The following is a 26695-nucleotide window of genomic DNA, read 5'->3' on the forward strand; positions in this document are numbered from 1 at the left end:
GCCTCAGACGAAGCCCTCGTCGAGGAGCCGTACGCCGCCCTCGTCTATCGCGTGCCTCTGCCCCGACCCGCCCACCACGCGACACCAGCTCTCCACGACGAGCCCGGGCGGCTCCAGTCGGTAGCCGAACCCGCCGTACATGCCGGGCACGGGGAACCAGCAGGACGGGTCCGCCTGCTCGGTGAGCGGCTCCAGCTCGGGCAGCCGGAGCCGGTGGAGGGTGACCAGGTCCTCGGCGCGCTGGCGGATGAGGCCGTGGAAGTGGCGCTGGATCGTCGCCAGCGTGCCCTCCGGCACCGGGTGGAGGATCGCGGGCGTGAGCGGTTCGACCAGGTGCCGATGCCCCTTACGGCGGGCGACGTCCACGGCACGCTCCCCGCTGGCGGTGCGCAGCGTCCGCCAGGCGCCGAACGCCACCAGCCGCTCCACGACCTCCGGCGCTCCCTCTGGTGCCGCGGTGGGAAGTGCGGACACCCTGACAAAGGCAACATCTCATGCCTCTTCGGTAGGTGCGGGTGCTGCGCTAAGCTACACACTGTTCGCATAAGGAACTTGTGTTCGTATAGCGAACAGAAGGGGAGGACGTGATGGGTTCGGCCTTCGTCTACGCCGCCGCGCGCACGCCGTTCGGCAAGTTCAACGGCGCGCTCGCCGGTGTCCGACCGGACGACCTGGCCGCCGCCGCGCTGCGCGGCGTGCTGGCCAGGGTGCCCGAGCTGGATCCGGCCGGCATCGGCGACGTGGTGTGGGGCAACGCCAACGGCGCCGGGGAGGACAACCGCAACGTGGGCCGGATGGCCGTGCTGCTGGCGGGGCTGCCGGTGACGGTCCCGGCGACCACCGTCAACCGGCTGTGCGGGTCGAGCCTCGACGCCGCCATGATGGCCTCGCGCACGATCGAGAGCGGCGACGCCGACGTCGTGGTGGCCGGCGGGGTGGAGTCGATGACGCGGGCGCCGTGGGTGCTGCCCAAGCCGTCGCGGGCCTTCCCCGCCGGCGACGTCACCGCCGTGTCGACCACGCTCGGCTGGCGCCTGGTCAACCCGCGCATGCCGAAGGAGTGGACGGTCTCGCTCGGCGAGGCCAACGAACAGCTGCAGGAGAAGTTCTCCATCTCCAGGGAGCGGCAGGACGCGTTCGCGGCCCGCTCGCACGCGCTGGCCGACGCCGCCTGGAGCGCCGGGTTCTACGACGACCTGGCGGTCCCGGTCGAGGGCACAGAGCTCGCGCGCGACGAGGGCGTCAGGCCCGGCTCCACGCCCGAGGTGCTGGCCGGGCTCAAGCCCGCCTTCCGGCCCGGCGGCACGATCACCGCCGGGAACGCCTCTCCGCTCAGCGACGGCGCGTCGGCGCTGGTCCTCGGTTCCGAGACGGCCGCCCGGCGGCTGGGCGCCGAGCCGATCGCGCGCGTCGCCGGCCGCGGCGCCGCCGCCCTCGAACCCCAGGCGTTCGGGTACGCGCCGGTCGAGGCCGCCAACCAGGCCCTGAGACGGGCCGGCGTCGGCTGGGACGACGTCGGCGCGGTCGAGCTGAACGAGGCCTTCGCCGTGCAGTCGCTGGCCTGCGTCGACGCCTGGGGGATCGACCCGGAGATCGTCAACGTCAAGGGCGGCGCCATCGCCATCGGCCACCCGCTGGGCGCCTCCGGCGGCCGCGTCCTCGGCACCCTCGCCCACGTGCTGCGCGAGCGGCGCGAGCGGTGGGGCGTCGCCGCCATCTGCATCGGCGTCGGCCAGGGCCTGGCGGTCGTCCTGGAGAACGTGAGCGCCGCATGACCGCGATACTCACCGACCCCGACGAGGCGCTCGCGGGCGTCGAGGACGGCTCGACCGTCCTGATCGGCGGCTTCGGCATGGCAGGCATGCCGGTCACGCTCATCGACGCGCTGATCCGGCAGGGCGCCAAGGACCTGACCGTGGTCAGCAACAACGCGGGCAACGGCGACACCGGCCTGGCGGCGCTGCTCGCCGCCGGCCGGGTACGCAAGATGATCTGCTCGTTCCCGAGGCAGAGCGACTCGTGGGTGTTCGACGGCCTCTACCGCGCGGGCGAGATCGAGCTTGAGGTGGTGCCGCAGGGAACGCTCGCCGAGCGGATGCGCGCCGCCGGGGCCGGCATCGGCGCGTTCTACTGCCCCACCGGCGCAGGCACGCCGCTGGCCGAGGGCAAGGAGACGCGCACCATCGACGGCCGCGACCACGTGCTGGAGTACCCGATCAAGGGCGACGTGGCGCTCATCGCCGCGCACGCCGGCGACCGGCTCGGCAACCTCGTCTACCGCAAGACCGCGCGCAACTTCGGCCCGGTCATGGCGACCGCGGCCGCCCTGACGATCGCGCAGGTGAGCCACGTGGTCGAGGTCGGCGACCTGGACCCCGAGACCGTCGTCACCCCCTGCGTCTACGTCGACCGGATCCTGGACACGAAGGCGGGGGAGGCAGCATGAGCACCGTCGAGCATCCGGGCCGTGGGCCGCTCGGCCGCGAGGAGCTGGCCGCCGTGGTCGCCCGCGACATCCCGCGCGGCGCGTTCGTCAACCTCGGCATCGGCCAGCCCACCACGGTCGCCGACCACCTGCCGGCCGACTCGGGCGTCATCCTGCACACTGAGAACGGCATGCTCGGCATGGGCCCCGCGGCCAAGGGCGACGAGGTGGACCCGGACCTCATCAACGCCGGCAAGCTGCCCGTCACCGAGCTGCCGGGGGCGTCCTACTTCCACCACGCCGACTCCTTCGCCATGATGCGCGGCGGTCACCTCGACGTGTGCGTGCTCGGCGCCTACCAGGTGTCGTGGCGCGGCGACCTGGCCAACTGGCACACCGGCGCCCCCGACGCCATCCCGGCCGTCGGCGGCGCCATGGACCTGGCCATCGGGGCGAAGCAGGTGTTCGTCATGATGACGCTGTTCGCCAAGGACGGCACGGCCAAGCTCGTCCCGGAGTGCACGTACCCGCTGACGGGCCTGGCCTGTGTGAGCCGCCTCTACACCGACCAGGCGATCTTCCACCTCGGCCCGGACGGCGTCACGGTGGCGGAGACGTACGGCATCGGCTTCGACGAGCTGGCCGCCCGGCTGGAAGTCCCCGTCCGCCGAGGCTGAGCGCCCGGACCGGCCCGCGCCGTCAGCCGACGATCTCGGCCAGGCGCGGGATCCGGCGCAGCACCAGCCGGTCCAGCAGCAGCACCGCCAGCATCGTCACGCCCGCCAGCGGGAACAGCACCCCCAGCACCACCATGATCGCCGTCACCCCGTACGCGGCGCGCCTGTCCATCGGCCGGGCGGGCGCGCCCATCCGGCCCTTCGGACGGCGCTTCCACCACATCCACGCCCCCGAGACGACCAGCGTGATCAGCGCCAGGCAGGCGCCCAGCATCACCAGCAGGTTGACCGTGCCGTAGCGGCGGCCCTCGTGCAGCGCCACGCCCTGCTCCACAGCCTTGGCCAGCACCCCGTACTCGTCCCACCCGTACGAGACGAGCACGCGGCCGCTGTACTGGTCCACGTGCAGGGTCTGGGCGGCCGACGGGTCGCGGCGCGGGGCGGTGACGACCGTGTAGACGCCCTCGTGGTCCTTCGGCAGGAGGATCTTCAGGTCGCACTCGGCCGGCGAGCAGTCCCGGATGGCAGGCCGGGCGGCGGCCAGCGCCTGCTCCAGGGGGAGCGCGCCCGGGTGCAAGGCGCTCCCGCCTCCCGCGTCGTGGCCCGCGTGCCCGCCGTCCTGGGAGGTCGGCACCGGCAGCCGTTCCGCGGCCCACGGCACCTTGGCGTCGGGGTTGTCCGACAGATCCGCCGAACGGTTCGGGTAGTCGCCGGCGTCGGGGTAGGTGGAGCCGGTCCGCTCCTGGATCCGCTGCAGCGCGTCACCCCACACGCCCGACCAGGGCAGGCCCGAGATCACCAGGAACACGATGACGACGCCGGCGCCCGCCCCGGTCAGCGCGTGCACGCGGCGCAGCCTGGCCCTCGGCGAGCGGGCCGGGCGCCTGCCGCGGCTGGTCCACCACAGGTACGTGCCGGTCGCGACCAGGATCAGCGACCAGCACGCCGCAGTCTCCACCACCCGGTCGCCGGCGGTGCCCGCCATCAGCTCGCCGTGGATGGTGCGCACCACCCGCATGAACGTGGCCGCGTCGTCGATCGTGCCGACGACCGTGGCCGACCCCGGATCGACGTACACCGAGACGCCCTCCGCCCACGGGCCGGCGTCCTCGCCCTGGAAGATGATCCGGGTCGTGCGGTCGGGAGCGGTCGGCGGGATCACCGACATGACGGGCGCGCCTGGCATGCTCCGCTGCGCGGCCGTGATCTGCTCCGACAGCGGGCGGGCGGTGGTGACGGGCTCGGCGAGCGTGCGCACGTCCTGGTAGCGCCACTCCTCGAACGGTTCCTTGAACAGGTAGACGGACCCCGTGATGGCCAGGACGAGCAGGACGGGGGCGACGAACAGGCCCGCGTAGAAGTGCCAGCGCCAGAAGGCGCGGTACCGCCGCGAGGAGGACGGGGCGGGCCGGACGGTGACGGTCTCCGGGCGCGCGTGGACAGTGGTCATGGTCAACTCCGGAAGAACGAGAGCGAGGGGGCCGCCACGGCCGGCATCCGGCCATGACGATCAGGCCGCGCGACGGCGACCGGCCACAGCGGCGGGCATCCCGCGGCACGATCGAACCGACGGCGGTTCCGGCGCCGTGATCACGGCGCGACGGACCGACGGCGGGTTTCCGGCGCCGTGGTCAGGGCGTGGCTCCGTCGGCGGACGATGTCTTTCCCCGCTCTAGCGGGGCGGTCCCCGATGGCTCACGGCCCACGCGAGCACCTGTGGCCCGCGTACCGGTGGCTCTCCGGCGGCGGGCACGATCCGGAGAGGCGCAGGAGTCAGCGGGCCGCGCGGCGACGGCCGCGACAGCCCGGCCAGCGAGCAGCCCAGCAGGACGAGCACGGTCACCAGCGCCGTCTCGCCCCGCTCCAGCCACCAGGCGCACAGCACGGCGACCAGCACGTGCGCGAGCGGCATCGCCACCCCGGGCAGCGGGCCCCCGCCATGGTGGCCCGCGCCGTGGCCCAGGACGTGCGCCGCATCGGGGATGTCCGCGCTGAACACCTGGTGCATGCCGTACTGGGCGGCGAACGAGGCCGCCACCAGCACACCCCTGCCCCGGCGGCGCCGGCCCAGCAGGTACGCGCCCGCCCCGGCGGCCACGGTCGTCGCGGCCACCACCCCCAGGGAGGCCCCGGAACCACCGGCCAGCACGTGCGTCCCGAGCGCCGCGTACACGCAGACCGTCGCGAACACGGCGGCGCCCAGGAGCCGCACGGCGGACCGGCCGGTCGCCTGCGCCTCCCGGGCGCCGCGTGCGCGAACACCACTCACACGCGGGGATACGCGGAGCGCGCGGCCCGGGTTCAACAGCCCCGCGCAGGGGCCCTGTTCGGGGAGGTATGTCCGGCGTACCGTCGGGTCATGAATGACACGTTCATCGCCACCACGCTCCGCCGGGTCCGGGAGGCGGCCGCGGAGGTCGAGCGGAGCGGCACCGGCGTCGAGGAGGCGTTGCGGGCGGTCCGCAAGCTGCGGACCGCCGCCGAGCAGGCCGAGGACGAGCTGATGGAGCACCGGCTGTCCCGGCTCAGGTAGTCCGCCAGGCTCAGCGCAGCCGCACCACGTCCGCGTCCAGACCGTCCACCCCGGACGCGCCCAGCAGCGCGAGCGTGCGCACCAGCTCGCCGCGGAGCATCGCGAGCACCCGGTCCACGCCCGCCTCCCCGCCCGCCATCAGGCCGTACAGGTAGGCGCGGCCGACCAGGCAGGCCCGCGCGCCCAGCGCCACCGCCGCCGCGACGTCCGCGCCGCTGCGCACGCCGCCGTCGAGGAACACCTCGGTCCTGTCGCCCACCGCCGCCGCCACCTCCGGCAGCAGCTCCAGCGGCGTGGGGGAGCGGTCGAGCTGCCGGCCGCCGTGGTTCGACACCACCAGGCCGTCCACCCCCGCCGCCACCAGCTCCTCGGCGTCGTCGACCCGCTGCACGCCCTTCACCAGCAGCCGCCCGCCCCACTCCGACCGGATCCACTCCAGGTCGCGGAGGGTCACCGCCGGGTCGAACATCAGGTTCGTGATCCCCGCCAGGTCGTCCGGCGCCCCCTCCACCGTCGCGAACCGCAACGGCTCGCCGGTCAGGAAGCCGAACCACCAGGCCGGCCGGGTCATCGCCTGCGCCAGCCCGCCCCAGCGCAGCGACGGCGGCATGGTCATGCCGTTGCGCACGTCACGCAGCCGCCCGCCGGCCACCGGCACGTCCACGGTGACCACCAGCACGTCCATGCCCGCCTCACGGGCCTGCCGCAGCCACTCCCTGACCCGCCCCCGGTCACGCACCACGTACAGCTGGAACCAGTTCCACCCGCCGGGCGCCGCCGCGGCCACGTCCCGGGCGCTCGTGGTGCCCATCGTGGAGAGTGTGTACGGGACCCCGGCGCGGGCGGCGGCCCTGGCCACGGCCCGCTCACCGGCCCGGTGCATCATCCGGGTGAACCCCGTGGGCCCGAGCACCACCGGCATCGATACCCGCCGCCCCAGGATCTCGGTCCCGGTGTCGACGCGGGCCACGTCCCGCAGCACGTGCGGCCGGAACTCCACCCGCGCGAACGCCTCCGCCGCCCTGGCCGTCGACAGCTCGCCCTCGGCCGCGCCGTCGACGTAGTCGAACACCACCCGGGGCGCCCGCCGCCGCGCCAGCCGGCGCACGTCCGCCACGTCAGCCGCCCCGGCCAGCCCGCCGCGCGCCCGCCTCCGGGGCACGAACGCGCGCAGCTCCCGCCACCGCGGCAGCCGCCGGCCCGCACCCTGACCCTGCTCGATGCCGCCACGCTAACAAGCGGGCGGCGACCCGTGAACCTTCCCGGCGGTCACGGCGCGCGGCTAGGGTGGCCGGGTGCTGGAGGAGTGGCGTGCGCTGGTGGGCGGGTCCCGGGCCGGGGACGCGGTGGGAGCCGAGCTGGTCGCCCGGTGGTCCGAGCCGCACCGGCGCTACCACGACCTCGACCACCTGCGGGCAGTCCTGCGCGCCGTCGGCCTGATCCAGGAGTGGGCCGCGGACCCCGTGGCCGTGCGCCTGGCCGCCTGGTTCCACGACGCCGTCTACGACGGCAGGCCCGGGTGGGACGAGGAACGCAGCGCGCAGCTCGCCCGGTCCCGCCTGCCCCGCTGCGGCGTGCCGGCGCGGCGGGTGGCCGAGGTGTCCAGGCTGGTACGGCTGACCGCGGCGCACGACACGCTGGCCGAGGGAGACCGCGACGGGGCCGTGCTCTGCGACGCCGACCTGGCGGTGCTGGGCGGCGACGGGTACGCGGACTACGCGGCCAAGATCAGGCAGGAGTACGCGCACGTCCCCGGTGAGCTGTTCAGGCGGGGCCGGGCCCAGGTGCTCCGCCGCCTGCTGGCCGTACCCCGCCTCTACAGGACACCGCCGGCGCGCGAGCTGTGGGAGGCGCGCGCCCGGGAGGCCGTGAGCGCGGAGCTGGCCGAGCTGGAGCGCTGACGAGCGGCATGACCGCGCTTGACGGACAAGGAGCGGCGCGCGGCCCGGCGATCTGTCAGTGTGGGCGGTCATGGACACCGACGACGCCCGGTCACTGGCCCGGTCGCTGAGAGAGCTGATCCAGGACGCCCACCACACCCTCGCCCTCGACACGCCACCCGAGCTGGTGACCCGCGTGACCGGCCACCTCGGCTGCGAGCTGAGACACGTGGTCAACGTGGTGGCCGCGTTCCCCGGCTGGGAGCACGCCAACCTGCAGCGCGGCGTCGACGCCTACCTCGCCGCGCACACCCCCGGCGCCGAGTGGTTCGGCATCGCCGGTCAGGGCCGCGAGCACGACGACATCGTCAACATGCTGGCCCGCGCCGCCCGGGGCTGGGAGCGGTACGAGCCGGGCGCGGTCGACTACGAGGCCGTGGCGATCGGCCCCGACGAGACGACCGAGGTGATCTCGCTGGGGATGGTGCTCACCCGGGCCCCCGGCGGGACGCCCGTGGTGCTGGCGCTGCGCGGCGCCCAGGAGCACATGTCGACCGACTGCCAGGTGGTCGTGCTGGCGCCGGACAGGGCCGCCGCCAAGGAGTCGCGCGACGAGATCGAGCGCCTGATGCGCGAGCACGACGTCTACCGGGGGCAGATCCTGTCGTTCGCGTGGAGCGAGTACCGCGGCAACGACCTGGTGACCTTCCTGCCCCGCCCCGACCTGAGGCCCGGCCAGGTGGTGCTGCCCGACGGCGTGCTGGAGACGATCGAACGGCACATCGTCGGCGTCGCCGAGCAGGCGCCGCGGCTGCGCGCGCACGGCCAGCACCTCAAGCGCGGCCTGCTGCTGCACGGCCCGCCCGGCACCGGCAAGACCCACACCGTCCGCTACCTCATGGCCAGGATGACCGGCTGCACGGTGATCGTGATGACCGGAGGGGCGATCCGGTTCGTGTCGCAGGCGGCCGGGCTGGCCAGGCGGCTGCAGCCGGCGATCGTGGTGCTGGAGGACGTCGACCTGGTGGCGCGCGACCGGTCGTTCGGCGACGACGGCAACCCGCTGCTGTTCGCGCTCCTCGACGCCATGGACGGGGTCGGCGCGGACGCCGACGTGACGTTCGTGCTCACCACCAACCGGGCCGACGTGCTCGAACGCGCGCTGGCCGACCGCCCCGGCCGGGTCGACCTGGCCGTGGAGATCCCCAGGCCCGACGCCGCCGGGCGGGCGGCGCTGCTCCGCCTCTACGCCCGCGACCTGCCCCTGCGGGCCGACCTGGAGCCGATCGTGGCGCGTACCGAGGGCGCGACCGCCTCGTTCTTCAAGGAGCTGCTGCGCCGGGCCGTGCTGGACGCGCTCGCGCACGACGGCGGGACGCCCGCGATCACCGGCGACCTGCTGAACCGGGCGCTCGACCGGATGCTGCACGAGCGCGCGGCGCTGACCCGCACCCTGCTCGGGTCGGGCGAGCCGGGCGAGGAAGAGGAGCCGGTGCCCGAGGACGCGTACGCCTCTCTGGGCGGGGCGTCATTCCCCGGCGCGTACGGCGTGCACCTTCCGGCGGCGGAGCCCGGCCGCGACCAGCCGCTGCAGTAGCTCGCGGGAGGTGACCGCCTGCGCGCCCAGCGACACGGCGAACGCGTGCACGGTCTCGGGCACGTCGTAGTGGTCGCGGTCGAACGCGCGCACGGGCACGCTCAGCCGGGCGGCGAAAACGTGGAGTTCGTCCAGGGACGTGTCGCTGACCAGATGTGACCACATCAGGCCGCGCGGCCCCGGCCACTGCGGGGGATCGATGAGCACCGTCACGAGGTCAAGGGTAGAACGCGGCCGCGCACGACCGGCTCACCGAGGTCCTTCACCACCAGGTCGGCGCCCTCCCCGGCCGGCGCCAGGGCGATCACCAGGGCGAATCCGCCCTTCCTGCCCGCCTCGACGCCCGCCGGCGCCGACTCCACCACGGCGGTCCTGCCGGGCGGCACGCCGAGACGGCGGGCCGCCTCCAGCGGCAGCGCCGGATCGGGCTTGCCCGGCAGGTTCATCAGCGCCGCGTCGCCGCCGTCGACCAGCGTGTCGAACAGGTGCAGCACGCCCGCCGCGGCCACCAGCGTGCGCCCGTGCAGACTGGCGGACACCCCGGCGGTGCGGGCGCCCCGGTTGCGCAGCTCGTGCAGCAGCGCCACGGCCGCGGGGAACGCGGCCACCCCGTGCAGCCTCACCTGCTCCATGAACAGCTGCTCCTTGGCCCGGCCGAGACCGTGCACGGTCGGCGCGCCAGGCTCGTCGTCCGGCGCGCCCTCCGGCGCGGTGAGGCCCCGTGAGGCCAGGAAGGCGCGGACGCCGTCGAGTCGCGGCCGTCCGTCGACGTACCGCAGGTAGTCCTCCCGGACGTCGAACGGCTCGAACGGCGCGGAGCGGCCGCGCAGGAACCCGTCGAACACGTGCTTCCACGCGGCCGCGTGCCCGCGGGCGGTGTCGGTGACCGTGCCGTCGGTGTCGAACACCACGGCGGCGATCGCGCTCAGGTCGATGACAAGCTCGTTCACCCTGCGAACGTAACCGCTTCACCACGCCACGGGTAGCTTCTCCACGCCGTAGACGATGGCCAGCTTGCGCCACGGGACCTCCCCGTCCAGGCGCAGCGTCGGGAAGCGGCGCAGCAGCATCGGGTAGGCGATGCGCAGCTCCATCTGCGCCAGCGGCGCGCCGATGCAGCGGTGGATGCCGTGCCCGAACGCCAGGTGGGAGCCGGCGGTGTGGCGGCCCGGCTTGACCTGGTTCATGTCCTCGCCCAGGTTCGGGTCGCGGTTGGCGGCGGCGAGCGAGCAGAGCACCAGCTCGCCCTTCTTGATCTGCTGCCCGTGCAGCTCCAGATCGTCGCGGGCGAAGCGGGGGAAGGCCACCTGCACCACGGTCATGTAGCGCAGCAGCTCCTCGATCACCTCGTCGATGTAGCCGTCGACCTCGCGCACCTTGGCGGCCTGGTCGGGGTTCTCCAGCAGCCAGAGGGAGCCGAGCGCGAGCATGCTCGTGCTGGTGTCGTGACCGCCGGTGAGCATGCCGTCGGCCATGCTGGCCAGGGTGCGGTCGTCCAGCGCGTCGCCGTGGTCGCGCAGCAGCTGGCCGAGCAGGCCGTCGCCGGGGTCGCGCCGCTCGCGGGCGACCAGGTCGGTGAGGTACGTCATCGCGTCGTTGATCGCCTGCAGCGACGCCTCGGGCCCGGCGGTGAAGTCGAACCGGTTCGTGCTCACCTTGACGAAGTCGGCCTGCTCGTCGTATGGGACCCCGAGCAGCTCGGAGATCACCAGGGACGGGATGGGGAGCGCGAAGTCCTCCATCAGGTCCGCGGGGGAGCCCTTGGCCTCGATCCGGTCCAGGCACTCGGTGACCAGCGCCTCGATGCGCGGCTCCAGCCGCCGCAGCCGGCGCATGGTGAACTCCGGCGTCAGGAACTTGCGCAGCCGGGTGTGCTCGGGCGGGTCGCGGAAGCCCAGGCCGCCCGGGTCCTCCTGGTTCGAGCCGAGGCCGATGACGCCGGCGAAGTCGTTGCTGAACCGCTCGTGGTCGCCGAGCACGCCGCGGACGTCGTCCCAGCGGGTGACCAGGTAGACCGTCTGCCCGCCGGGGATCTCCATCGGGTAGACGGGGTGATCCGCCTGGATGCGGAGCAGTTCATCCGCTGGATCGAACCGTTCCCGCATGAACTGGACGAGAGGAAACTCTTCTGACTCTGACATGGATTCCGTCCTGCTGGGATACATCGCACGATGCTGGGATAAATCCCTCGCTAGATGGTCCCATCCTGGAAGCCGTGCTGGTGACCTCCCGAAGGACGAGATTTCATCTCAGCCTCAGGTAAGAGCCCTGGTCACCTCGCCCCCAGGGCGGAACCGTCCGGTGATGAGCGTAGACGGGCGGGTTCGCGGACGGAGCCCCGACCGCCGGGTAAGCGGGTGGCGAGCCGGGTGCGCTCCGTGAGGATCGGGGAGACGCCGTGGCGTCCACGGGACTGGCCACTCCGGGTCCGTTTGGCGCGTTCCCCGACAGCTCCGGTGCTGGTGGGACGTATGGGGAAATCAGTGCAAACTGGGCAGCAGCCGGAGTTTGGCGTACAAGGTGGCTACAGTCTGCAATGATCTCGTCATCGAGCCCCCCGAGACTGAGCCTCAACGGATAGTGACTGATGCCCACATTTGAGGAAATCACTACCTTCATCACCGAGAAGCCGCTCGCGACCGCCGTGATCGCGCTGCTGAGCCTGGCCGGGCTCATCCTGGCCTTCCTGGTGCTTCGCGTCGCCTGGCGGGTCACCGCCTGGCTGTTCGCCCGCTACGTCGCCAACCGTCCCATCGAGGACGTGCTGACCATCGTGGCCGCCTCCATCGCGACGGGCGTGTCGGCCCAGGGCATGTGGCGCTTCTCCGGTGACGTGCTGGGCCTGGACGGCCCGCTGAGGCTGCTGCTGTTCGCCTTCATCGAAGTGGCCATCATCACCTCCGCCGTGCGCGCCCGCCGCAACATGCGGGAGAACTTCTCCGCGGGCATCGACGGCATCGCCGTGTGGGCGCTGACCTGCCTGACCGCGGTGCTGTCCAGCATGGACGCCAGCAGCTTCCCCGAGGCGGTGTTCCGGCTCGCCGCGCCGCTGGTGGCCGCCTGGCTCTGGGAGCGCGGCATGGCCATCGAGCGCCACCGCATCCGCGGCACCGGCCGCATCAACTGGCGGCTCACCCCCGAGCGGCTGCTCGTCCGGCTCGGCCTGGCCGAGGTCAGCGACCGCACCGCCAGCGAGGTCGACGCGCACCGCAGGCTCACCCGGGTCGCGCTGGCCGCCAAGCGGGCCAAGGCGCTGCGCGAGGCCGGCGCCCCCGACCGCAAGATGCGCGCCGCCCTGGCCAAGCTCGACAAGGCCATGGACCAGGCGGTCGAGCACACCGGCCTGGCCGTCGACCAGGGCCGCCAGGAGGCGCTGCTCGCCCAGATCGCCGCCCTCTACAACACCACCGCGCTCATCGACGCCGACCCTCGGGTGCCGTGGGAGCCCGAGCGCGACCACCGTCCGGTGCCCGCCAGGCCCGAGCTGCCGCCCGCGCTCGCCGAGCTGGTGCGGGAGGAGGACGACGAGGAGATCGCGGTCATCGACGCGGCCCCGCAGATCGTCGACACCGCCCAGCGCGCGGTGCTCATGCGCCAGGCCCGCGCCTACTGGAACCGGCAGATCGCCAAGGGGATCGTGCCGCGCACCGTGGACATCGCCCAGGAGATCGGCATCCCGGTGCCCGTCGCCCGCGAGTGGCGCGCGCTGTGGAAGCTGGAGCCCGCGGCCCACGCCCTCATCGAGCAGCTCTACCACCAGCACGGCATCGTCGACACCGGCGCGTTCCCGGCCATCGACGACGACGGCCGGGTGCTCGCGAAGTCCTGAAGGGTCCTGATCAGCCCAGCGCCGCGGAGACCAGCGACCGGGCCTCCTCCTGCACCTTGGCGAGGTGGTCCGGGCCGCGGAACGACTCGGCGTAGATCTTGTAGACGTCCTCGGTGCCCGACGGCCGGGCGGCGAACCAGGCGCTCTCCGTGGAGACCTTGACGCCGCCCAGGGACGCCCCGTTGCCCGGCGCGGCCGTGAGCACCGACGTGATCGGCTCGCCGGCCAGGCTGGAGGCCGTCACCTGGTCGGCCGACAGCTTGCCGAGCACCGCCTTCTCCTCGCGGGTGGCCGGCGCGTCCACCCGCGCGTAGGCGGGCTCGCCGAACCGCTCGGTCAGGCCCCGGTAGTGCTCGCTCGGCGACCTGCCCGTGACCGCCTGGATCTCGGCCGCCAGCAGGGCCAGGATCAGGCCGTCCTTGTCGGTGGTCCACACCGAGCCGTCGCGGCGCAGGAACGACGCGCCCGCGCTCTCCTCGCCGCCGAACCCGAGCGAGCCGTCGAGCAGCCCCGGCACGAACCACTTGAAACCCACCGGCACCTCGTACAGCCGCCGCCCCAGCGAGGCGGCCACCCGGTCGATGACGCCGCTGCTGACCATCGTCTTGCCGACCCCGGCGTCTCGCGGCCACCCGTCGCGGTGCTCGTACAGGTAGGAGATCGCCACCGCCAGGTAGTGGTTCGGGTTGACCAGCCCGCCGTCGGGGGTGACGATGCCGTGCCGGTCGGCGTCGGCGTCGTTGCCGGTGGCGATCTGGAAGCGGTCGCGGCCGTCGATGAGCGAGGCCATCGCGTACGGCGACGAGCAGTCCATGCGGATCTTGCCGTCCCAGTCGAGCGTCATGAACCGCCACGTCGGGTCGACCAGCGGGTTGACCACGGTCAGGTCGAGGCGGTGGCGCTCGGCGATCTCGCCCCAGTAGGCCACACTGGCGCCGCCGAGCGGGTCGGCGCCGATCCGCACCCCGGCCGCCCTGATCGCGTCCAGGTCCACGACCGAGGGCAGGTCGTCCACGTACGAGCCGAGGAAGTCGTAGCGGCCCGCCGCCTCCAGCGCCCTGGCGTAGGGCACCCGGCGCACCCCGGCGAGGTCCTGGGCCAGCAGCCGGTTGGCGCGGTCCTGGATCCACGAGGTGGCCTCGGTGTCGGCCGGGCCGCCGTTCGGCGGGTTGTACTTGAAGCCGCCGTCGGACGGCGGGTTGTGCGACGGCGTGATGACCACCCCGTCGGCGAGCCCCGATTTCCTGCCGCGGTTGTACGTGAGGATCGCGTGGGAGACGGCCGGCGTCGGCGTGTAGCCGTCGCGGGAGTCGATCAGCACCCGCACGTCGTTGGCCGCGAGCACCTCCAGCGCCGACACCCGCGCGGGCTCCGACAGCGCGTGCGTGTCGATGCCCAGGTAGAGCGGGCCGTCGGTGCCCTGCGTCAGCCGGTATTCGCAGATGGCCTGGGTGGTGGCCAGGATGTGGGCCTCGTTGAAGGCCGAGGCCCGCGACGACCCGCGATGGCCCGAGGTGCCGAACGTCACCCGCTGCCCCGGGTCGCCCGGGTCGGGCCGCAACGCGTAGTAGGCGGTCACCAGCCGGGCCACGTCCACCAGATCCGCGGGCTGAGCGGGCTGTCCCGCACGTTCGTGGGTCATGAAGCCACTTTACAAAGGGGGTACGGCCCGGCCTCGGCACCACCCGGCGCGACCGGGGTTACACTCGCCCCAGCCGACTAGAATGGAGTTCTGTCAGCATGCGATTCGGACTTCTGATCAATGAGCCCAACGGCCAGGATCCGTTCCCCGACCTGCGCGACCGGATCGCCCGCGCGGCCGACGACGGTTTCGACTCGGTCTGGATGTCCCAGATCTTCGGGCTGGACGCGCTCACCTCGCTCGCCGTGGCCGGCAGCGCCGCCCTGGCCGGGGGCCGCGACATCGAGTTCGGCACCGGCGTCGTGCCGACCTACCCCCGCCATCCCGTCGTGCTCGCCCAGCAGGCCATGACCGTCAACGCCGCGCTCGGCGGCCGGCTGGCCCTCGGCATCGGCCTCTCCCACCAGGTCGTCATCGAGGGCATGTACGGCTACAGCTTCGACCGGCCCGCCCGGCACATGAAGGAGTATCTCGACGTCCTGCTGCCCGTCACCCGCGGCGAGCAGGTCGACTACACCGGCGAGACGCTCAAGGCCAACGTGCGGCTCAGCACGCCGGGGGCCGGCCTGCCGGTGCTGGTCGCCGCACTCGGCCCGCGCATGCTCAAGCTGGCGGGCACCGTCGCCGACGGCACCGTCCTCTGGATGACCGGCCGCAAGACCGTCGCCGAGCACATCGTGCCCACCATCACCGCCGCCGCGAAGGAGGCGGGCCGGCCCGCGCCGCGCGTCGTCTGCACCCTGCCCGTCTGCGTCACCGACGACCCGGAGGCCGCCAGGGCCAAGGCCGACGAGATCTTCGTCATGTACGGGCAGCTCCCGTCCTACCGGGCCATGCTCGACAGGGAGGGCGTCGAGAACCCCGGCGGCGTCGCCGTGGTCGGCGACGAGGACGCGGTGCGCGCCCAGATCGACGCCCTGGCCCAGGCCGGGGTCACCGACTTCGTGGCCGCGGTCTATGGCGACCGCGAGCGCGCGCACAAGCTGCTCATCGGCGCGTCGAAGGGCTGATCAGCCGGAGTCGCCATAAACTCCGGCAGGGTGTACTCCGACATGGACAAGCGCTTGCTGCACGGCATCGACGTGTCCAACTGGCAGAAATCCGTCGACTGGGCCGAGCACGCGCGCAGTGGAGTGGCGTTCGCCTTCGCCAAGGCCACCGAGGGCGGCGACTGGACCGATCACTGGTTCTCCCGCAACTGGGACGGCATGCGGGAGAACTGGATCGTCTGCGGCGCCTACCACTTCGCGCGACCCAAGGGTGATCCCGTGGAGCAGGCGCGCCACTTCCTGCGCACGATCAACCAGGCGGGCGGGCTGCGCCGGGGCGACCTGATCGCGCTCGACCTGGAGACCGACGACGGGATCAAGCCCGAGCGGGTCGCCGGCTTCGCCCGCCGCTGGTGCCAGTACGTGGAAGCGCGCACCGGCACGCGGCCGTTCGTCTACACCTTCCAGTCCTTCGCCGAGGAGGGCAACTGCGCGGGCCTGGGCGAGTACCCGCTGTGGATCGCCAGCCCGCACCGCCCGCGCGGCCGGCCTGCGGTGCCGGGACCGTGGCGGGACTGGTCGATCCACCAGCACGCCAACAGCCCGATCGACCGGAACGTGTTCCTGGGCAGCCGCAGAAGGCTGACCAGGATGGGGTTCGACCCGCGATAGCATCGTTTTCCGTCACCGACGAGCGCTATCCAAGGGAGCCATCGTGTCAGCCGAGCTACGCATCACCCTCGCCGGAGCCGAGCGTGTGGTCGCGGCCGGCACGACGGCCGGCCAGGCGCTCGACGCCGACGGCCGCACCGTGATCGCCGCCAGGGTCAACGGCGAGGCGCGCGACCTGGCCTGCCCGCTCGCCGACGGCGACGCGGTCGAGCCGATCGAGATCTCCAGCGAGGAGGGCCGGGCGATCGTCCGCCACTCCACCGCGCACGTCATGGCCCAGGCCGTCCAGGAGCTGTTCCCCGAGGCCAAGCTCGGCATCGGCCCGCCGGTCGACAACGGCTTCTACTACGACTTCGACGTGGCCGAGGCCTTCCACCCCGACGACCTCAAGCGCATCGAGAAGCGCATGCGCGAGATCGTCAAGCAGGGCCAGCTGTTCTCCCGCCGTCCCGTCGGCGACGACGAGGCACGCGAGGAGCTGGCCGACGAGCCCTACAAGCTGGAGCTCATCGGCCTGAAGGGCGGCGCGGACGCCGAGGAGTCGGTCGAGGTCGGCGCCGGCCAGCTCACCATCTACGACAACCTCGACGCCAAGACCGGCGAGCTGCACTGGAAGGACCTGTGCCGCGGCCCGCACGTCCCGTCGACCCGGTCCATCCCCGCGTTCAAGCTCATGCGCTCCGGCGGCGCCTACTGGCGCGGCAGCGAGAAGAACCCGCAGCTCCAGCGCATCTACGGCACCGCCTGGGAGTCCCGCGACAAGCAGGACGAATACCTCAAGCTGCTGGAGGAGGCCGAGAAGCGCGACCACCGCAAGCTCGGCGCCGAGCTCGACCTGTTCAGCTTCCCGCCCGAGCTGGGCAGCGGCCTTCCCGTCTTCCACCCCAAGGGCGGCATCATCCGCAAGGAGATGGAAGACTACATGCGCCGCCGCCAGGCCGAGGCGGGCTACGAGTTCGTCAACACCCCGCACATCACCAAGTCGACGCTGTTCGAGACCTCCGGCCACCTGCCGTGGTACGCCGACGACATGTTCCCGCCCTTCGAGCTGGAGGGCGTCGAATACCGCGTCAAGCCGATGAACTGCCCGATGCACAACCTGATCTTCCGGGCCCGCGGGCGCTCCTACCGCGAGCTGCCGCTGCGGCTGTGCGAGTTCGGCAGCGTCTACCGCTACGAGAAGTCGGGCGTGGTCCACGGCCTGACCCGGGTGCGCGGCATGACGCAGGACGACTCCCACATCTACTGCACCCGTGAGCAGATGGTCGGCGAGATCAAGAGCCTGCTCACCTTCGTGCTCAGCGTGCTGCGCGACTTCGGCCTGTCGGAGTTCTACCTGGAGCTGTCCACCCGCGACGACTCCGAGAAGTTCATCGGCGACCCCGCCCACTGGGACGAGGCCACCGAGGCGCTGCGCGAGACGGCCGTGGAGTCCGGCCTGGAGCTGGTCGACGACCCGGGCGGCGCGGCCTTCTACGGCCCCAAGATCTCCGTGCAGGCCAAGGACGCGATCGGCCGCACCTGGCAGCTGTCGACCATCCAGCTCGACCTCAACCAGCCCCAGCGGTTCGGGCTCGAATACCAGGCCGCCGACGGCAGCCGCCAGACCCCGGTCATGATCCACCGGGCGCTGTTCGGCTCCATCGAGCGCTTCCTCGGCGTGCTGACCGAGCACTACGCGGGCGCCTTCCCGCCCTGGCTCGCGCCCGTCCAGGTGGTCGGCATCCCGATCGCCGACACGCACGTGCCCTACCTGCAGGACGTCGCCAAGAAGCTGCGCGAGCGCGGCATCCGGGTCGAGGTCGACGCCTCCGACGACCGCATGCAGAAGAAGATCCGCAACGCCCAGAAGGCCAAGGTGCCCTACATGCTCCTGGCCGGCGACGACGACGTCGCGGGCGGCGCGGTGTCCTTCCGTTACCGCAGCGGCGAGCAGAACAACGGCGTCCCGGTCGACCGAGCGGTCGCCGAGATCGCCGACGCCATCGAACGCCGCATCCAGGTCTGACACCCAACCCCCGGACGCGTCCGGCTTACCCCGGACGCGCCGGCCGCATCCGGGGTAAGCCGCACCCGGGACGCACCGCGCTGGACGGGACACCCACTTCACGCGGGCGCCTGCGCGCCCGCGAGACGCCGCCGCCGCCCGTCGGCGGGCAGCCGTCCTTCCCGCCCGTGTCCGGGGCGGGCCGCGCGCGGGACGCACCGCGGCCGTGGCGCGCTCGACGCGTCGGGGGTCGGACCGCGTTGAACGCATCGCGACCGTGTCCGTTCAGGGGTCGGACCTCGTGGGATCCGTCGCGACCGTGCCGCGCTGGTGGTACCCCGACCGCGCCGTGCTCGGCGCGTCGGGGGTCGGACCGCGTTGAACGCATCGCGACCGTGTCCGTTCAGGGGTCGGACCTCGTGGGACCCGTCGGGACCCGTGCGCGTTGGTGGTACCTCGACCGTGCCGCGCTGGACGCGTCTTAGGGTCTGGCCGCGCGGGACGCGTCGTGATCGTGCTGTGCTGGACGCCTCGGGGGTCGGACCGCGCTGGACGCATCGCGATCGTGTCCGTTCGGGGGCTGGACCGCGCGGACGCGTCGCGACCGTGCCGCTGGTGGTGCCGCGACCGCGCCGTGCTCGGCGCGTCGGGGGTCGGACCGCGCTGAACGCATCGCGACCGTGGCCGTTCAGGGGTCGGACCTCGTGGGACCCGTCGGGACCCGTGCCGCGCTGGTGGTACCTCGACCGTGCCGCGCTGGACGCGTCCTAGGGGCGGGACGCGTCGCGCGTGCCGTGCTGGACGTGTCCGGATGGACGGGCGTTGGAGTGTCCGGGTCAGCGGTTGAACAGTCTGAAGGGGATCGCGGGGCGGCCGGCGAAGCGGGTGGCGCTTTCGCGGGCGAAGCCCTCGACGAGTTCGCGCGCGTACTTCTCCGGGTCGTCGCCGGTGAGCGCCTCGATGTAGGCGCGGTGCGCCACCAGTGAGCGCACGCCGGCCTCCAGGCCGTCCGTGACGTCGACGGCGTGGGTGGGGGAGTCGCTGCCCGCGACCGCCACCCAGCGCACGCCGCCCCACGGCTCGCCCGCGTCGGGGAAGATCCACCGGTTGCCGGCGTCGGCGACGGCGTCCATCACGGCCCGGCCGACAGCCCTGTGGTCGGGGGTGTTCCAGTAGGCGCCGCCGGCCCAGGTGTCGTCGAAGTTGAGGGTCACCACCAGCTCGGGACGGTGGCGGCGGATCGCCGCCGCGATGTCGCGGCGCAGCGCCGGACCGTACTCGATCACCCCGTCGGCGTGGTCGAGGAACTCCACCGTGGTCACGCCCACGACGGCGGCGCCGGCCCGCTCCTCCCGCTCGCGCACCGGACCCGCCTCGGCCGGGGCGAGCGTGTCGATGCCCGCCTCACCGCGGGTGGCCATCAGGTAGGCGACCTCGCGGCCCGCCGCGGTCCAGGTCGCGACGGCGGCCGCGCAGCCGTACTCCAGGTCGTCGGGGTGGGCCACCACGGCGAGCGCCCGCTGCCAGTCGGTGGGCATGGGTTCGAGTTGATCGGCCATGCCCGCCACCCTAGACGCCGGGCGCCCGGATTGTCGGCGGCGGCGCGTACGATGACCCGCGCGACGAGGGGAGGAGCGGTGAGCGAGACCGGCGAGGTGACCGAGGCGATCCGGGCGGGCGACCAGGAGCGGTTCGCCGCGCTGGCCCAGCGCCACCGGCACGAGCTGGAGGTCCACTGCTACCGCATGCTCGGGTCCTACAGCGACGCCGAGGACATGGTGCAGGAGACGCTGCTGCGGGCGTGGCGGCGGCGCGAGACGTTCGAGGGCCGCGCCACGCCGCGCGCCTGGCTCTACCGGATCGCCACCAACGCCTGCCTCGACGCGCTGTCCGGCCCGGCCCGCTCGCGCGAGGTGGTCATGGCGATGGCGGGCGGCGAGCGGTCGGCGCAGGCCGAGGTGCCGTGGCTGCGGCCGATCCCCGACCGGGTGCTCGACCTGGCCGCCCCGGGGGAGGGCGAGCCGCACGCGGTGGCGGCCGCGCGGGAGACGATCGAGCTCGCCTACCTCGCGGCGATCCAGCATCTGCCGCCGCGCCAGCGGGCGGTGCTGATCCTGCGTGACGTGGCCGGATGGCGGGCCGAGGAGACCGCGGACGCGTTGGAGCTGAGCGTGCCTGCGGTCAAGAGCGCGCTCCAGCGGGCACGCGCCACCCTCCGCGTCCACCTGCCCGAACGCCGCGCCGACTGGAAGCCGGCCACCGAACCGAGCGCGGAGGAGCGGCAGGTGCTGCGCCGCTACCTCAAGGCCTCCCAGGAGGGCGACCTGGACACGCTGGCCGCGCTGCTGCGCGAGGACGCCCGCCAGGCCATGCCGCCCGCGACCCTGCTGTACGCGGGCCGCGCCGCGATCCTCGAGATGTGGCGCCCGGTCATGGAGGGCCCCGAGGCGTGGGGCGAGTGGCGGCTGATCGAGACCGGGGCCAACCGGCAGCCAGCCGTGGCGAGCTACGTGCGCCGCCCCGGCGAGACGTCGTTCACCGCGGTCAACCTCGACGTGCTGCGGATCGAGGACGGCCTGATCGCCGAGATCACCACGTTCGGGCCCGAGGTGCTCGCCGCCTTCGGGCTTCCGGAGAAAATCTGAGTCCCGCCGATTCCTTTTCCCCGCCAGCGCCGTCATACGGGCACAACCGACGACGACCTGTGAAGGACGGCGACATGAACACCGGCGACAAGCAGCTTGAGGCCCTGGACCGGCTGGTCGGCACCTGGCGGGTGACGGGCGGCAGCGAGGGCACCGTCACGTACCGCTGGCTCGACGGCGGCTTCTTCCTCATCCAGGAGATCGACCTCGTCCAGGACGGCCACGCGGTCAAGGGCGTGGAGATGATCGGCAGGGAGCGGCCCTTCGGCGGCGAGCCGGGCGAGGACGTCAAGTCCCGCTACTACGGCAGCCAGGGCGAGACCTTCGACTACGTCTACGAGATGGCGGGCGACACGCTCACCATCTGGGGCGGCGAGAAGGGCTCGCCCGCCTACTACCGGGGCACGTTCGACGGCGACTCCGTCACCGGCGCCTGGGTCTACCCGGGCGGAGGCGGCTACGAGTCCAACATGACCCGGGTGAGGTGACCGCTTCACCTGTGGTGGACTGGCCCCGTGAACCTGCCCGGCGCGCTGCGCCCCGCCCTCGTGGTCCTCGTGGTGGCGGTGCTGCTGCTCGGGCTGCTGTGGGTCTTCCAGCGGCGGCTGATCTACCTGCCCGACCCGGCCCCGGTGCCGCCGGCCGGGCAGGTCGTGCCGGGGGCGCGCGAGGTGACGCTGACGACCGCTGACGGGCTGCGGCTCGGCGCCTGGTACGTGCCGGGCGACCACCCGGTGACCGTGCTGGTGGCAGGCGGCAACGCCGGCAACCGGCTGCATCGGGCGCCGCTGGCCCGCGCGCTCGCCGCCCGCGGGCTGCCGGTGCTGGTCGTCGACTACCGGGGCTACGGCGGCAACCCCGGCAGCCCCACCGAGGAAGGGCTGCGCCTGGACGTCCTGGCGGCGCGCGACTTCCTCGGCGACGTGCCGGTGATCTACTTCGGCGAGAGCCTCGGCGCGGCCGTGCTGGCCGGGCTCGCCGCCGAGCGCCCGGCGGACGGGCTGGTGCTCCGCTCGCCGTTCACCGACCTGGCCGCGGCGGGGCAGGCCAACTACCCCTTCCTCCCCGTACGGGCCATGCTCCGCGACCGCTTCCCGGTCGCGGAGCGGGTCGCGGCCATCAAGGCGCCGATCGTGGTGGTGTACGGGACCGCCGACACGATCGTGCCGGCCGGCCAGAGCCGCGCGGTCGCCGCGGCGGCCGCGGGCCCGGTCACGGTCGTCGAGATCGCCGGGGCCGGGCACAACGACCCGGTGTTCCTGTCCGGGCCCCGGATGATCGGCGCCGTCACGGACCTCGCCGACCGGATCCGCGACACCCGCTAGGAGGGCGTGGAGCCGGCCTGATGAGCACCTCGTCGGTCCGTTGCACGGGGGCCCTATGCTGCTAGATATGCACGATCAGGCAGGGGCAGGGGAGCCCGACAACTTCGAGCGTCTGTGGACCCCGCATCGCATGGCCTACATCAAGGGCGAGAACAAGCCGATCGACACCAGCCCCGACGGGTGCCCGTTCGACGCCATCCCCGAGATGAGCGACGAGGACGGCCTGGTCGTCGCCAGGGGCGAGGTCGTGTACGCGGTGCTCAACCTCTACCCCTACAACTCCGGCCACCTGATGGTCGTGCCCTACCGTCACGTCTCCGACTACGACCAGCTGACCGCCGCCGAGATCGTCGAGCTGGGCGAGTTCACCCAGCGGGCGCTGCGCGCGCTGCGCGAGGCCAGCGGCGCCCAGGGCTTCAACGTCGGCATGAACCTCGGCCACGTCGCGGGCGCGGGCATCGCCGCCCACCTGCACCAGCACGTGGTGCCCCGGTGGGGTGGCGACACCAACTTCATGCCCGTGGTGGCGCGCACGAAGGTGCTCCCGCAGCTGCTCCGCGACACCCGCCGGCTCCTCGCCGAGGCGTGGCGCGACTAGCCGGCTTCGACCTTCACCCGGGCCGCGCCGCTCTCGTTGTGGAGCCGGTCGAGCGCGGTCACCAGGTAGGTGCCTGCCGACTTCGCGGTGAACGACGGGTCCGACACCACGGCCACGAGGTTGCGGGCGTCGGTCGTGTGGCAGTCGTCGCCCGACTTCGGCACCCGGTAGACCGCGTACGCGCGGGCCCCCTTCACCGGCGCCCACGACACGGCGGAGCCGGCCGCCTTGACGCCCGACGGCTTCGCCGGGGCGGCGCCGCCGCGCTCCTCCATCAGCGGCAGCAGCGCCGGGCGGGCGTAGTGGGCCTTGGCCACCCGGTCGATGGCGCCCAGCGGGTTGGTCAGCAGCTGCTTGGCGCTGAAGTACACGTCACCGCTGATCCGGTCGAGCTTGCGGTTGAGCGTGAGGTGGGCCGGCAGCTCGCCCGGCTTGGTCCAGGCGGCCTCGTCCTTCGCGCCGACCCGGTAGAGCGCCTGGCCGATGTAGAGGTGGACGTCGGTGCCCTCGACCGCGTCGGCCCACCACGGCGCCAGCTTGCCGTAGCCGGCCAGCTTGTGCGAGCGCGACCAGTAGAGCTGGGGCATCACGTAGTCGACGGTGCCCGCCTCGATCCACGCCTTGGCGTCGGCGTAGATCGAGTCGTAGGCGGACATGCCGGAGGTGTCGGAGCCGGACGGGTCCTGCGCCTTGTTGCGCCAGATGCCGAACGGGCTGATGCCGAACTTGACGTGTCCCTTGGCGGCGTGGACGGCCTCGTCGACCTCGGCCACGAGCTTGTCGACGTTCTGCCGCCGCCAGTCGGCCAGCTTCATGCCCTTGCCGTGCTTCTTGAAGGCCGCGCGGTCGTCGAACGTGCTGCCGGGCGCGGGATAGGGGTAGAAGTAGTCGTCGAAGTGGACGCCGTCGACGTCGTAGCGTTCGACCACGTCGGTGACGACCTTGACCACGTGGCGGCGCACCTGGGGCAGGCCCGGGTTGTAGTAGAGGCGGTCGCCGTACTTGACGGTCCAGCCGGGGTTCTTGCGCGCCGGGTGGGAGGCGGGCAGCTCGGCGACGCTCGCGTCGTAGGCGGCGCGGTACGGGTTGAACCAGGCGTGGAACTCCAGGCCCCGCTTGTGCGCCTCCTTGATGAGGAACGGCAGCGGGTCCCAGCCGGGGTCCTTGCCCGGGGTGCCGGTGAGGAACTGCGACCACGGCTCGATCGACGACTTGTAGAGGGCGTCGGACGCCGGCCTGACCTGGACGAAGACGGCGTTGAAGTTGCGCTTGGCGGCGGCGTCGAGCAGCCTCGTGTATTCGGCCCGCTGCCGGTCGGCCGACAGGCCCTTGCGCGAGGGCCAGTCGATGTTGTTGACCGTGGCGATCCACACCCCGCGCAACTGGCGTTTCGGGTGGCGCGGGTCGGGGTTGCACGCCGCGGTGACCACCGCGCTCTCGGTCGACTTCTTCTTGGCCGCCTCCGCCTTGCGCTGGCCGGCCTCGGCGGGCCCGAAGGTGTAGGCAGCGCCGACGGCCACGGCGGCGAGGGCGGTGGCGGCGAGGAGTGGGCGTCCGGTTCGCATAGTGCCAACCAGTCTCGCATCGGAGTCGGCATGCTCCGTACGGAAAAAAGAAATCGACTCGTGACACCATCGTGACCGGTGGGCCGGGAGGGGCTGCCCTCCCGGCGACCCGGCGGGACCCTAGCCCGACTCCGCGGCCAGTTTGTCGGCGAGATGCGGCGGCAGCGGCTCGTAGCGCAGGAACGCGCGCTGGAAGGTGCCGGTGCCGTGCGACATGGAGCGCAGGTCGATCGCGTACCGGGTGACCTCCAGCTGCGGCACCTCCGCCTTGACCAGGGTGCGGCCGCGGCCCACCGGCTCGGTGCCGAGCACCCGCCCGCGCCGCGACGACAGGTCGGACATCACGGCGCCCACGTGCTCGTCGGAGACCAGCACGGACAACTCGTCGACCGGTTCCAGCAGCAGCGTCGGCACCTTCGACGCCGCCTCCTTCAACGCCAGCTGACCGGCGATCTGGAACGCCATGTCGGAGGAGTCGACGGAATGGGCCTTGCCGTCGTACAGCGTGACCCGGACGTCCACGACCGGATAGCCGGCGCGCACCCCCCGGTCCATCTGGGCCCGCACGCCCTTCTCGACCGACGGGATGAACTGGCGCGGCACGACACCGCCGACGATCTTGTCGACGAACTCGAACCCGCCGCCCGACGGCAGCGGCTCCACCTCCAGATGGCAGATGGCGTACTGACCGTGGCCGCCGGTCTGCTTGACGTTGCGGCCCATCGCCTGAGTCCGGCCGCCGAACGTCTCCCGCAGCGGCACCCGCAGGCCGATCCGCTCCACCTCGACCCCGTGGCGCTTGGCCAGCCGGTCCAGCAGCACGTCGGTGTGCGCCTCGCCCATGCACCACAGCACGAGCTGCCGGGTCTCGGCGTTGTTCTCCAGGCGCAGCGTCGGGTCCTCGGCCACCAGGCGGCCCAGCGCCTGCCCCAGCTTGTCCTCGTCGGCCTTCGACTTGGCGCGGATCGCCACCGGCAGCAGCGGCTCGGGCATGTCCCAGGCGGTCATCAGCAGCGGCCGCTCCACCTCCGACAGCGTGTCGCCGGTCTCGGCCCGCGACAGCTTGGCCACGGCCACGATGTCGCCCGCCACGCCCTTGGCGATCTGGCGCTGCTGCTTGCCGAGCGGGCAGCTCAGGGCGCCGACGCGCTCGTCGACGTCGTGGTCCTCGTGGCCGCGCTCGGCCAGGCCGTGGCCGGAGACGTGCACGGTCATGTCGGGCCGCAGCGTGCCGGAGAAGACGCGCACCAGGCTGATGCGGCCCACGTACGGGTCGCTGGTCGTCTTGACGACCTCGGCCACCAGCGGGCCGTCGGGGTCGCAGGCGATGTTCGCCACCGGCTTGCCGTCGAGGGTGGTGATCTCGGGCATCGGGTGCTCGTGGGGCGCGGGGAAGCCCTGGGTGACGAGCTCCAGCAGCTCGATCGCGCCCACGCCGAGCCCGGTGCAGAGCACCGGGTGGAAGTCGCCCTCGCAGACCGCCTTCTCCAGGTCCTGGACGAGCACCTTGATGTCGATGGGCTCACCCTCGAGGTAGCGCTCCATGAGCGACTCGTCCTCGCTCTCCTGGATGATCCCCTCGATCAGGACGCCGCGATGCTCCTCGATGCGGGCCTCGTACTCCGCTCCCGGCTCCTTCTCCGTACGGGTGCCGCCGCCCGCGTAGTTGTAGAACTTCTGCGTCAGCAGCCCGATCAGGCCGTTCACGTTCCCGTTCGTGATGACCGGCAGATACAGGGGAGCGACCCCGTCGCCGAAGACCTCCTGGCAGGTGGCGAGCACCCCGTCGAAGTCGGCCCGCTGGTGGTCGAGCTTGGTGATGACCACGGCCCTGGGCATGCGGACCTGGGCGCACTCCTCCCACAGCATCTGGGTGAGCCCGTCGATCCCGTCGGTGGCCGACACCACGAACAGCGCCGCGTCGGCGGCGCGCAGCCCGGCCCGCAGGTCGCCGACGAAGTCCGCGTAGCCGGGGGTGTCGAGAAGGTTGATCTTGATGCCGTTGAAGGTCAGCGGCGCCGGTGTCAGGTTGACCGAGCGTTGCTGGCGCACCTCCACCTCGTCGAAGTCGCTGACCGTGTTGCCGTCTTCCACCCGGCCTGCCCGCTGGATGGTGCCGGTCGCCGCCAGCAGTTGCTCGACCAGGGTCGTCTTGCCCGCTCCCGAGTGGCCGACCAGGACGACATTGCGTATCGCATCCGCCTTGTCGGCCGCTGGTGCCCTGCCCGCGGCTCCCATGGCCCCGCCCGCGTTCTTGTCCGCCACTACGCCTCCCGCGTCGTCGGTTTGCGTGCCAACGCCGCGCCCGCGCGGGGAGTGAGAAAACCGCAT

At 72.7% G+C, this 26695-nt stretch carries 25 protein-coding genes; 14 read left to right on the top strand and 11 right to left on the bottom strand.

What is annotated here, in order from left to right:
- Nucleotides 1-3 precede the first annotated feature (3 nt).
- Nucleotides 4-474 (bottom strand): hypothetical protein, encoded by a 471-nt coding sequence (locus ABD999_RS35725; protein WP_271278209.1) that lies wholly within the window; start codon nt 472-474, stop codon nt 4-6.
- Between the two features lie 113 nt (nt 475-587).
- Here ABD999_RS35725 and ABD999_RS35730 point away from each other — a divergent pair, with 113 nt between their 5' ends.
- The 3 genes from ABD999_RS35730 to ABD999_RS35740 are packed head-to-tail and all read left to right on the top strand — an operon-like array spanning nt 588 to nt 3102.
- Nucleotides 588-1775: a thiolase family protein gene (locus ABD999_RS35730; RefSeq protein WP_148031158.1), complete on the top strand. Its 1188-nt coding sequence runs from the start codon at nt 588-590 to the stop codon at nt 1773-1775.
- Nucleotides 1772-2446 carry a 3-oxoacid CoA-transferase subunit A gene (locus tag ABD999_RS35735; RefSeq protein ID WP_148031159.1) on the top strand — a complete coding sequence of 225 codons (675 nt, stop codon included), beginning with the start codon at nt 1772-1774 and terminating at the stop codon, nt 2444-2446. Before ABD999_RS35730 ends, ABD999_RS35735 begins: the two co-directional genes overlap by 4 nt.
- Nucleotides 2443-3102, top strand: a complete 660-nt coding sequence (locus ABD999_RS35740; protein ID WP_148031160.1) for a 3-oxoacid CoA-transferase subunit B — start codon at nt 2443-2445, stop codon at nt 3100-3102. Before ABD999_RS35735 ends, ABD999_RS35740 begins: the two co-directional genes overlap by 4 nt.
- 22 nt (nt 3103-3124) lie before the next feature.
- Here the strand turns inward: ABD999_RS35740 and ABD999_RS35745 are convergent, their stop codons facing one another.
- Both ABD999_RS35745 and ABD999_RS35750 read right to left on the bottom strand, forming a co-directional pair.
- A complete protein-coding gene (locus tag ABD999_RS35745; RefSeq protein ID WP_148031161.1) occupies nt 3125-4552 on the bottom strand; it encodes a PepSY-associated TM helix domain-containing protein in 1428 nt (475 codons plus the stop codon).
- Between the two features lie 222 nt (nt 4553-4774).
- A complete protein-coding gene (locus ABD999_RS35750) occupies nt 4775-5371 on the bottom strand; it encodes a hypothetical protein (protein WP_148031162.1) in 597 nt (198 codons plus the stop codon).
- 90 nt (nt 5372-5461) lie between these two features.
- On the opposite strand from ABD999_RS35750, the gene ABD999_RS35755 reads away from it, so the two are divergent.
- Entirely contained in the window at nt 5462-5635 is a 174-nt protein-coding gene (locus tag ABD999_RS35755) for a hypothetical protein (RefSeq protein WP_187281127.1), read from the top strand.
- A 10-nt stretch (nt 5636-5645) separates the two neighbouring features.
- Here the strand turns inward: ABD999_RS35755 and ABD999_RS35760 are convergent, their stop codons facing one another.
- Nucleotides 5646-6797 (bottom strand): alpha-hydroxy acid oxidase, encoded by a 1152-nt coding sequence (locus ABD999_RS35760; protein ID WP_345483107.1) that lies wholly within the window; start codon nt 6795-6797, stop codon nt 5646-5648.
- Between the two features lie 133 nt (nt 6798-6930).
- On the opposite strand from ABD999_RS35760, the gene ABD999_RS35765 reads away from it, so the two are divergent.
- Nucleotides 6931-7536: an HD domain-containing protein gene (locus tag ABD999_RS35765; protein ID WP_148031164.1), complete on the top strand. Its 606-nt coding sequence runs from the start codon at nt 6931-6933 to the stop codon at nt 7534-7536.
- A gap of 70 nt (nt 7537-7606) precedes the next feature.
- Nucleotides 7607-9112: an AAA family ATPase gene (locus ABD999_RS35770; protein WP_271278454.1), complete on the top strand. Its 1506-nt coding sequence runs from the start codon at nt 7607-7609 to the stop codon at nt 9110-9112.
- Here ABD999_RS35770 and ABD999_RS35775 read toward each other — a convergent pair.
- The 3 genes from ABD999_RS35775 to ABD999_RS35785 are packed head-to-tail and all read right to left on the bottom strand — an operon-like array spanning nt 9044 to nt 11253.
- Nucleotides 9044-9325 (bottom strand): DUF4031 domain-containing protein, encoded by a 282-nt coding sequence (locus ABD999_RS35775; protein WP_148031165.1) that lies wholly within the window; start codon nt 9323-9325, stop codon nt 9044-9046. The two genes, ABD999_RS35770 and ABD999_RS35775, sit on opposite strands and share 69 nt — an antisense overlap.
- Complete coding sequence (locus ABD999_RS35780; RefSeq protein ID WP_271278455.1) at nt 9322-10062, bottom strand: HAD family hydrolase; 741 nt, start codon at nt 10060-10062, stop codon at nt 9322-9324. The genes ABD999_RS35775 and ABD999_RS35780 overlap by 4 nt, the downstream gene beginning before the upstream one ends.
- 18 nt (nt 10063-10080) lie before the next feature.
- The gene (locus tag ABD999_RS35785; RefSeq protein WP_148031167.1) at nt 10081-11253 is read right to left on the bottom strand and encodes a cytochrome P450; all 1173 of its coding nucleotides are present in this window, start codon (nt 11251-11253) and stop codon (nt 10081-10083) included.
- Between the two features lie 446 nt (nt 11254-11699).
- On the opposite strand from ABD999_RS35785, the gene ABD999_RS35790 reads away from it, so the two are divergent.
- Nucleotides 11700-12941, top strand: a complete 1242-nt coding sequence (locus tag ABD999_RS35790) for a hypothetical protein (RefSeq protein WP_148031168.1) — start codon at nt 11700-11702, stop codon at nt 12939-12941.
- 10 nt (nt 12942-12951) lie between these two features.
- On the opposite strand, the gene pgm is transcribed toward ABD999_RS35790, so the two are convergent.
- Nucleotides 12952-14583, bottom strand: coding sequence for a phosphoglucomutase (alpha-D-glucose-1,6-bisphosphate-dependent) (gene pgm, locus ABD999_RS35795; RefSeq protein ID WP_271278456.1), 1632 nt, complete (start codon nt 14581-14583; stop codon nt 12952-12954).
- 98 nt (nt 14584-14681) lie between these two features.
- Here pgm and ABD999_RS35800 point away from each other — a divergent pair, with 98 nt between their 5' ends.
- The 3 genes from ABD999_RS35800 to thrS are packed head-to-tail and all read left to right on the top strand — an operon-like array spanning nt 14682 to nt 18252.
- A complete protein-coding gene (locus tag ABD999_RS35800) occupies nt 14682-15593 on the top strand; it encodes an LLM class F420-dependent oxidoreductase (protein ID WP_148031170.1) in 912 nt (303 codons plus the stop codon).
- A 42-nt stretch (nt 15594-15635) separates the two neighbouring features.
- Nucleotides 15636-16244, top strand: coding sequence for a glycoside hydrolase family 25 protein (locus tag ABD999_RS35805; RefSeq protein WP_271278457.1), 609 nt, complete (start codon nt 15636-15638; stop codon nt 16242-16244).
- Between the two features lie 43 nt (nt 16245-16287).
- Complete coding sequence (gene thrS, locus ABD999_RS35810) at nt 16288-18252, top strand: threonine--tRNA ligase (RefSeq protein WP_148031172.1); 1965 nt, start codon at nt 16288-16290, stop codon at nt 18250-18252.
- Between the two features lie 815 nt (nt 18253-19067).
- On the opposite strand, the gene ABD999_RS35815 is transcribed toward thrS, so the two are convergent.
- Nucleotides 19068-19790: a PIG-L deacetylase family protein gene (locus ABD999_RS35815; RefSeq protein ID WP_148031173.1), complete on the bottom strand. Its 723-nt coding sequence runs from the start codon at nt 19788-19790 to the stop codon at nt 19068-19070.
- Between the two features lie 78 nt (nt 19791-19868).
- Here ABD999_RS35815 and ABD999_RS35820 point away from each other — a divergent pair, with 78 nt between their 5' ends.
- The 4 genes from ABD999_RS35820 to ABD999_RS35835 all read left to right on the top strand — a co-directional run bounded on the left by ABD999_RS35820 (nt 19869) and on the right by ABD999_RS35835 (nt 22799).
- A complete protein-coding gene (locus ABD999_RS35820) occupies nt 19869-20876 on the top strand; it encodes an RNA polymerase subunit sigma-70 (RefSeq protein WP_271278458.1) in 1008 nt (335 codons plus the stop codon).
- A gap of 74 nt (nt 20877-20950) precedes the next feature.
- Nucleotides 20951-21364: a hypothetical protein gene (locus tag ABD999_RS35825; RefSeq protein ID WP_271278459.1), complete on the top strand. Its 414-nt coding sequence runs from the start codon at nt 20951-20953 to the stop codon at nt 21362-21364.
- A gap of 27 nt (nt 21365-21391) precedes the next feature.
- Nucleotides 21392-22201 (top strand): alpha/beta hydrolase, encoded by an 810-nt coding sequence (locus ABD999_RS35830; RefSeq protein WP_345483108.1) that lies wholly within the window; start codon nt 21392-21394, stop codon nt 22199-22201.
- Between the two features lie 67 nt (nt 22202-22268).
- Nucleotides 22269-22799, top strand: coding sequence for an HIT family protein (locus ABD999_RS35835; protein ID WP_315970612.1), 531 nt, complete (start codon nt 22269-22271; stop codon nt 22797-22799).
- Here the strand turns inward: ABD999_RS35835 and ABD999_RS35840 are convergent.
- Nucleotides 22796-24364 carry a glycoside hydrolase family 10-like protein gene (locus tag ABD999_RS35840; RefSeq protein ID WP_271278461.1) on the bottom strand — a complete coding sequence of 523 codons (1569 nt, stop codon included), beginning with the start codon at nt 24362-24364 and terminating at the stop codon, nt 22796-22798. The two genes, ABD999_RS35835 and ABD999_RS35840, sit on opposite strands and share 4 nt — an antisense overlap.
- A 120-nt stretch (nt 24365-24484) precedes the next feature.
- Nucleotides 24485-26629 (bottom strand): elongation factor G-like protein EF-G2, encoded by a 2145-nt coding sequence (locus ABD999_RS35845; protein WP_271278462.1) that lies wholly within the window; start codon nt 26627-26629, stop codon nt 24485-24487.
- Nucleotides 26630-26695: the final 66 nt, after the last annotated feature.

Origin of the sequence: Nonomuraea ferruginea, from assembly GCF_039540635.1 — a bacterium.
GTDB classification, from domain to species: domain Bacteria; phylum Actinomycetota; class Actinomycetes; order Streptosporangiales; family Streptosporangiaceae; genus Nonomuraea; species Nonomuraea ferruginea.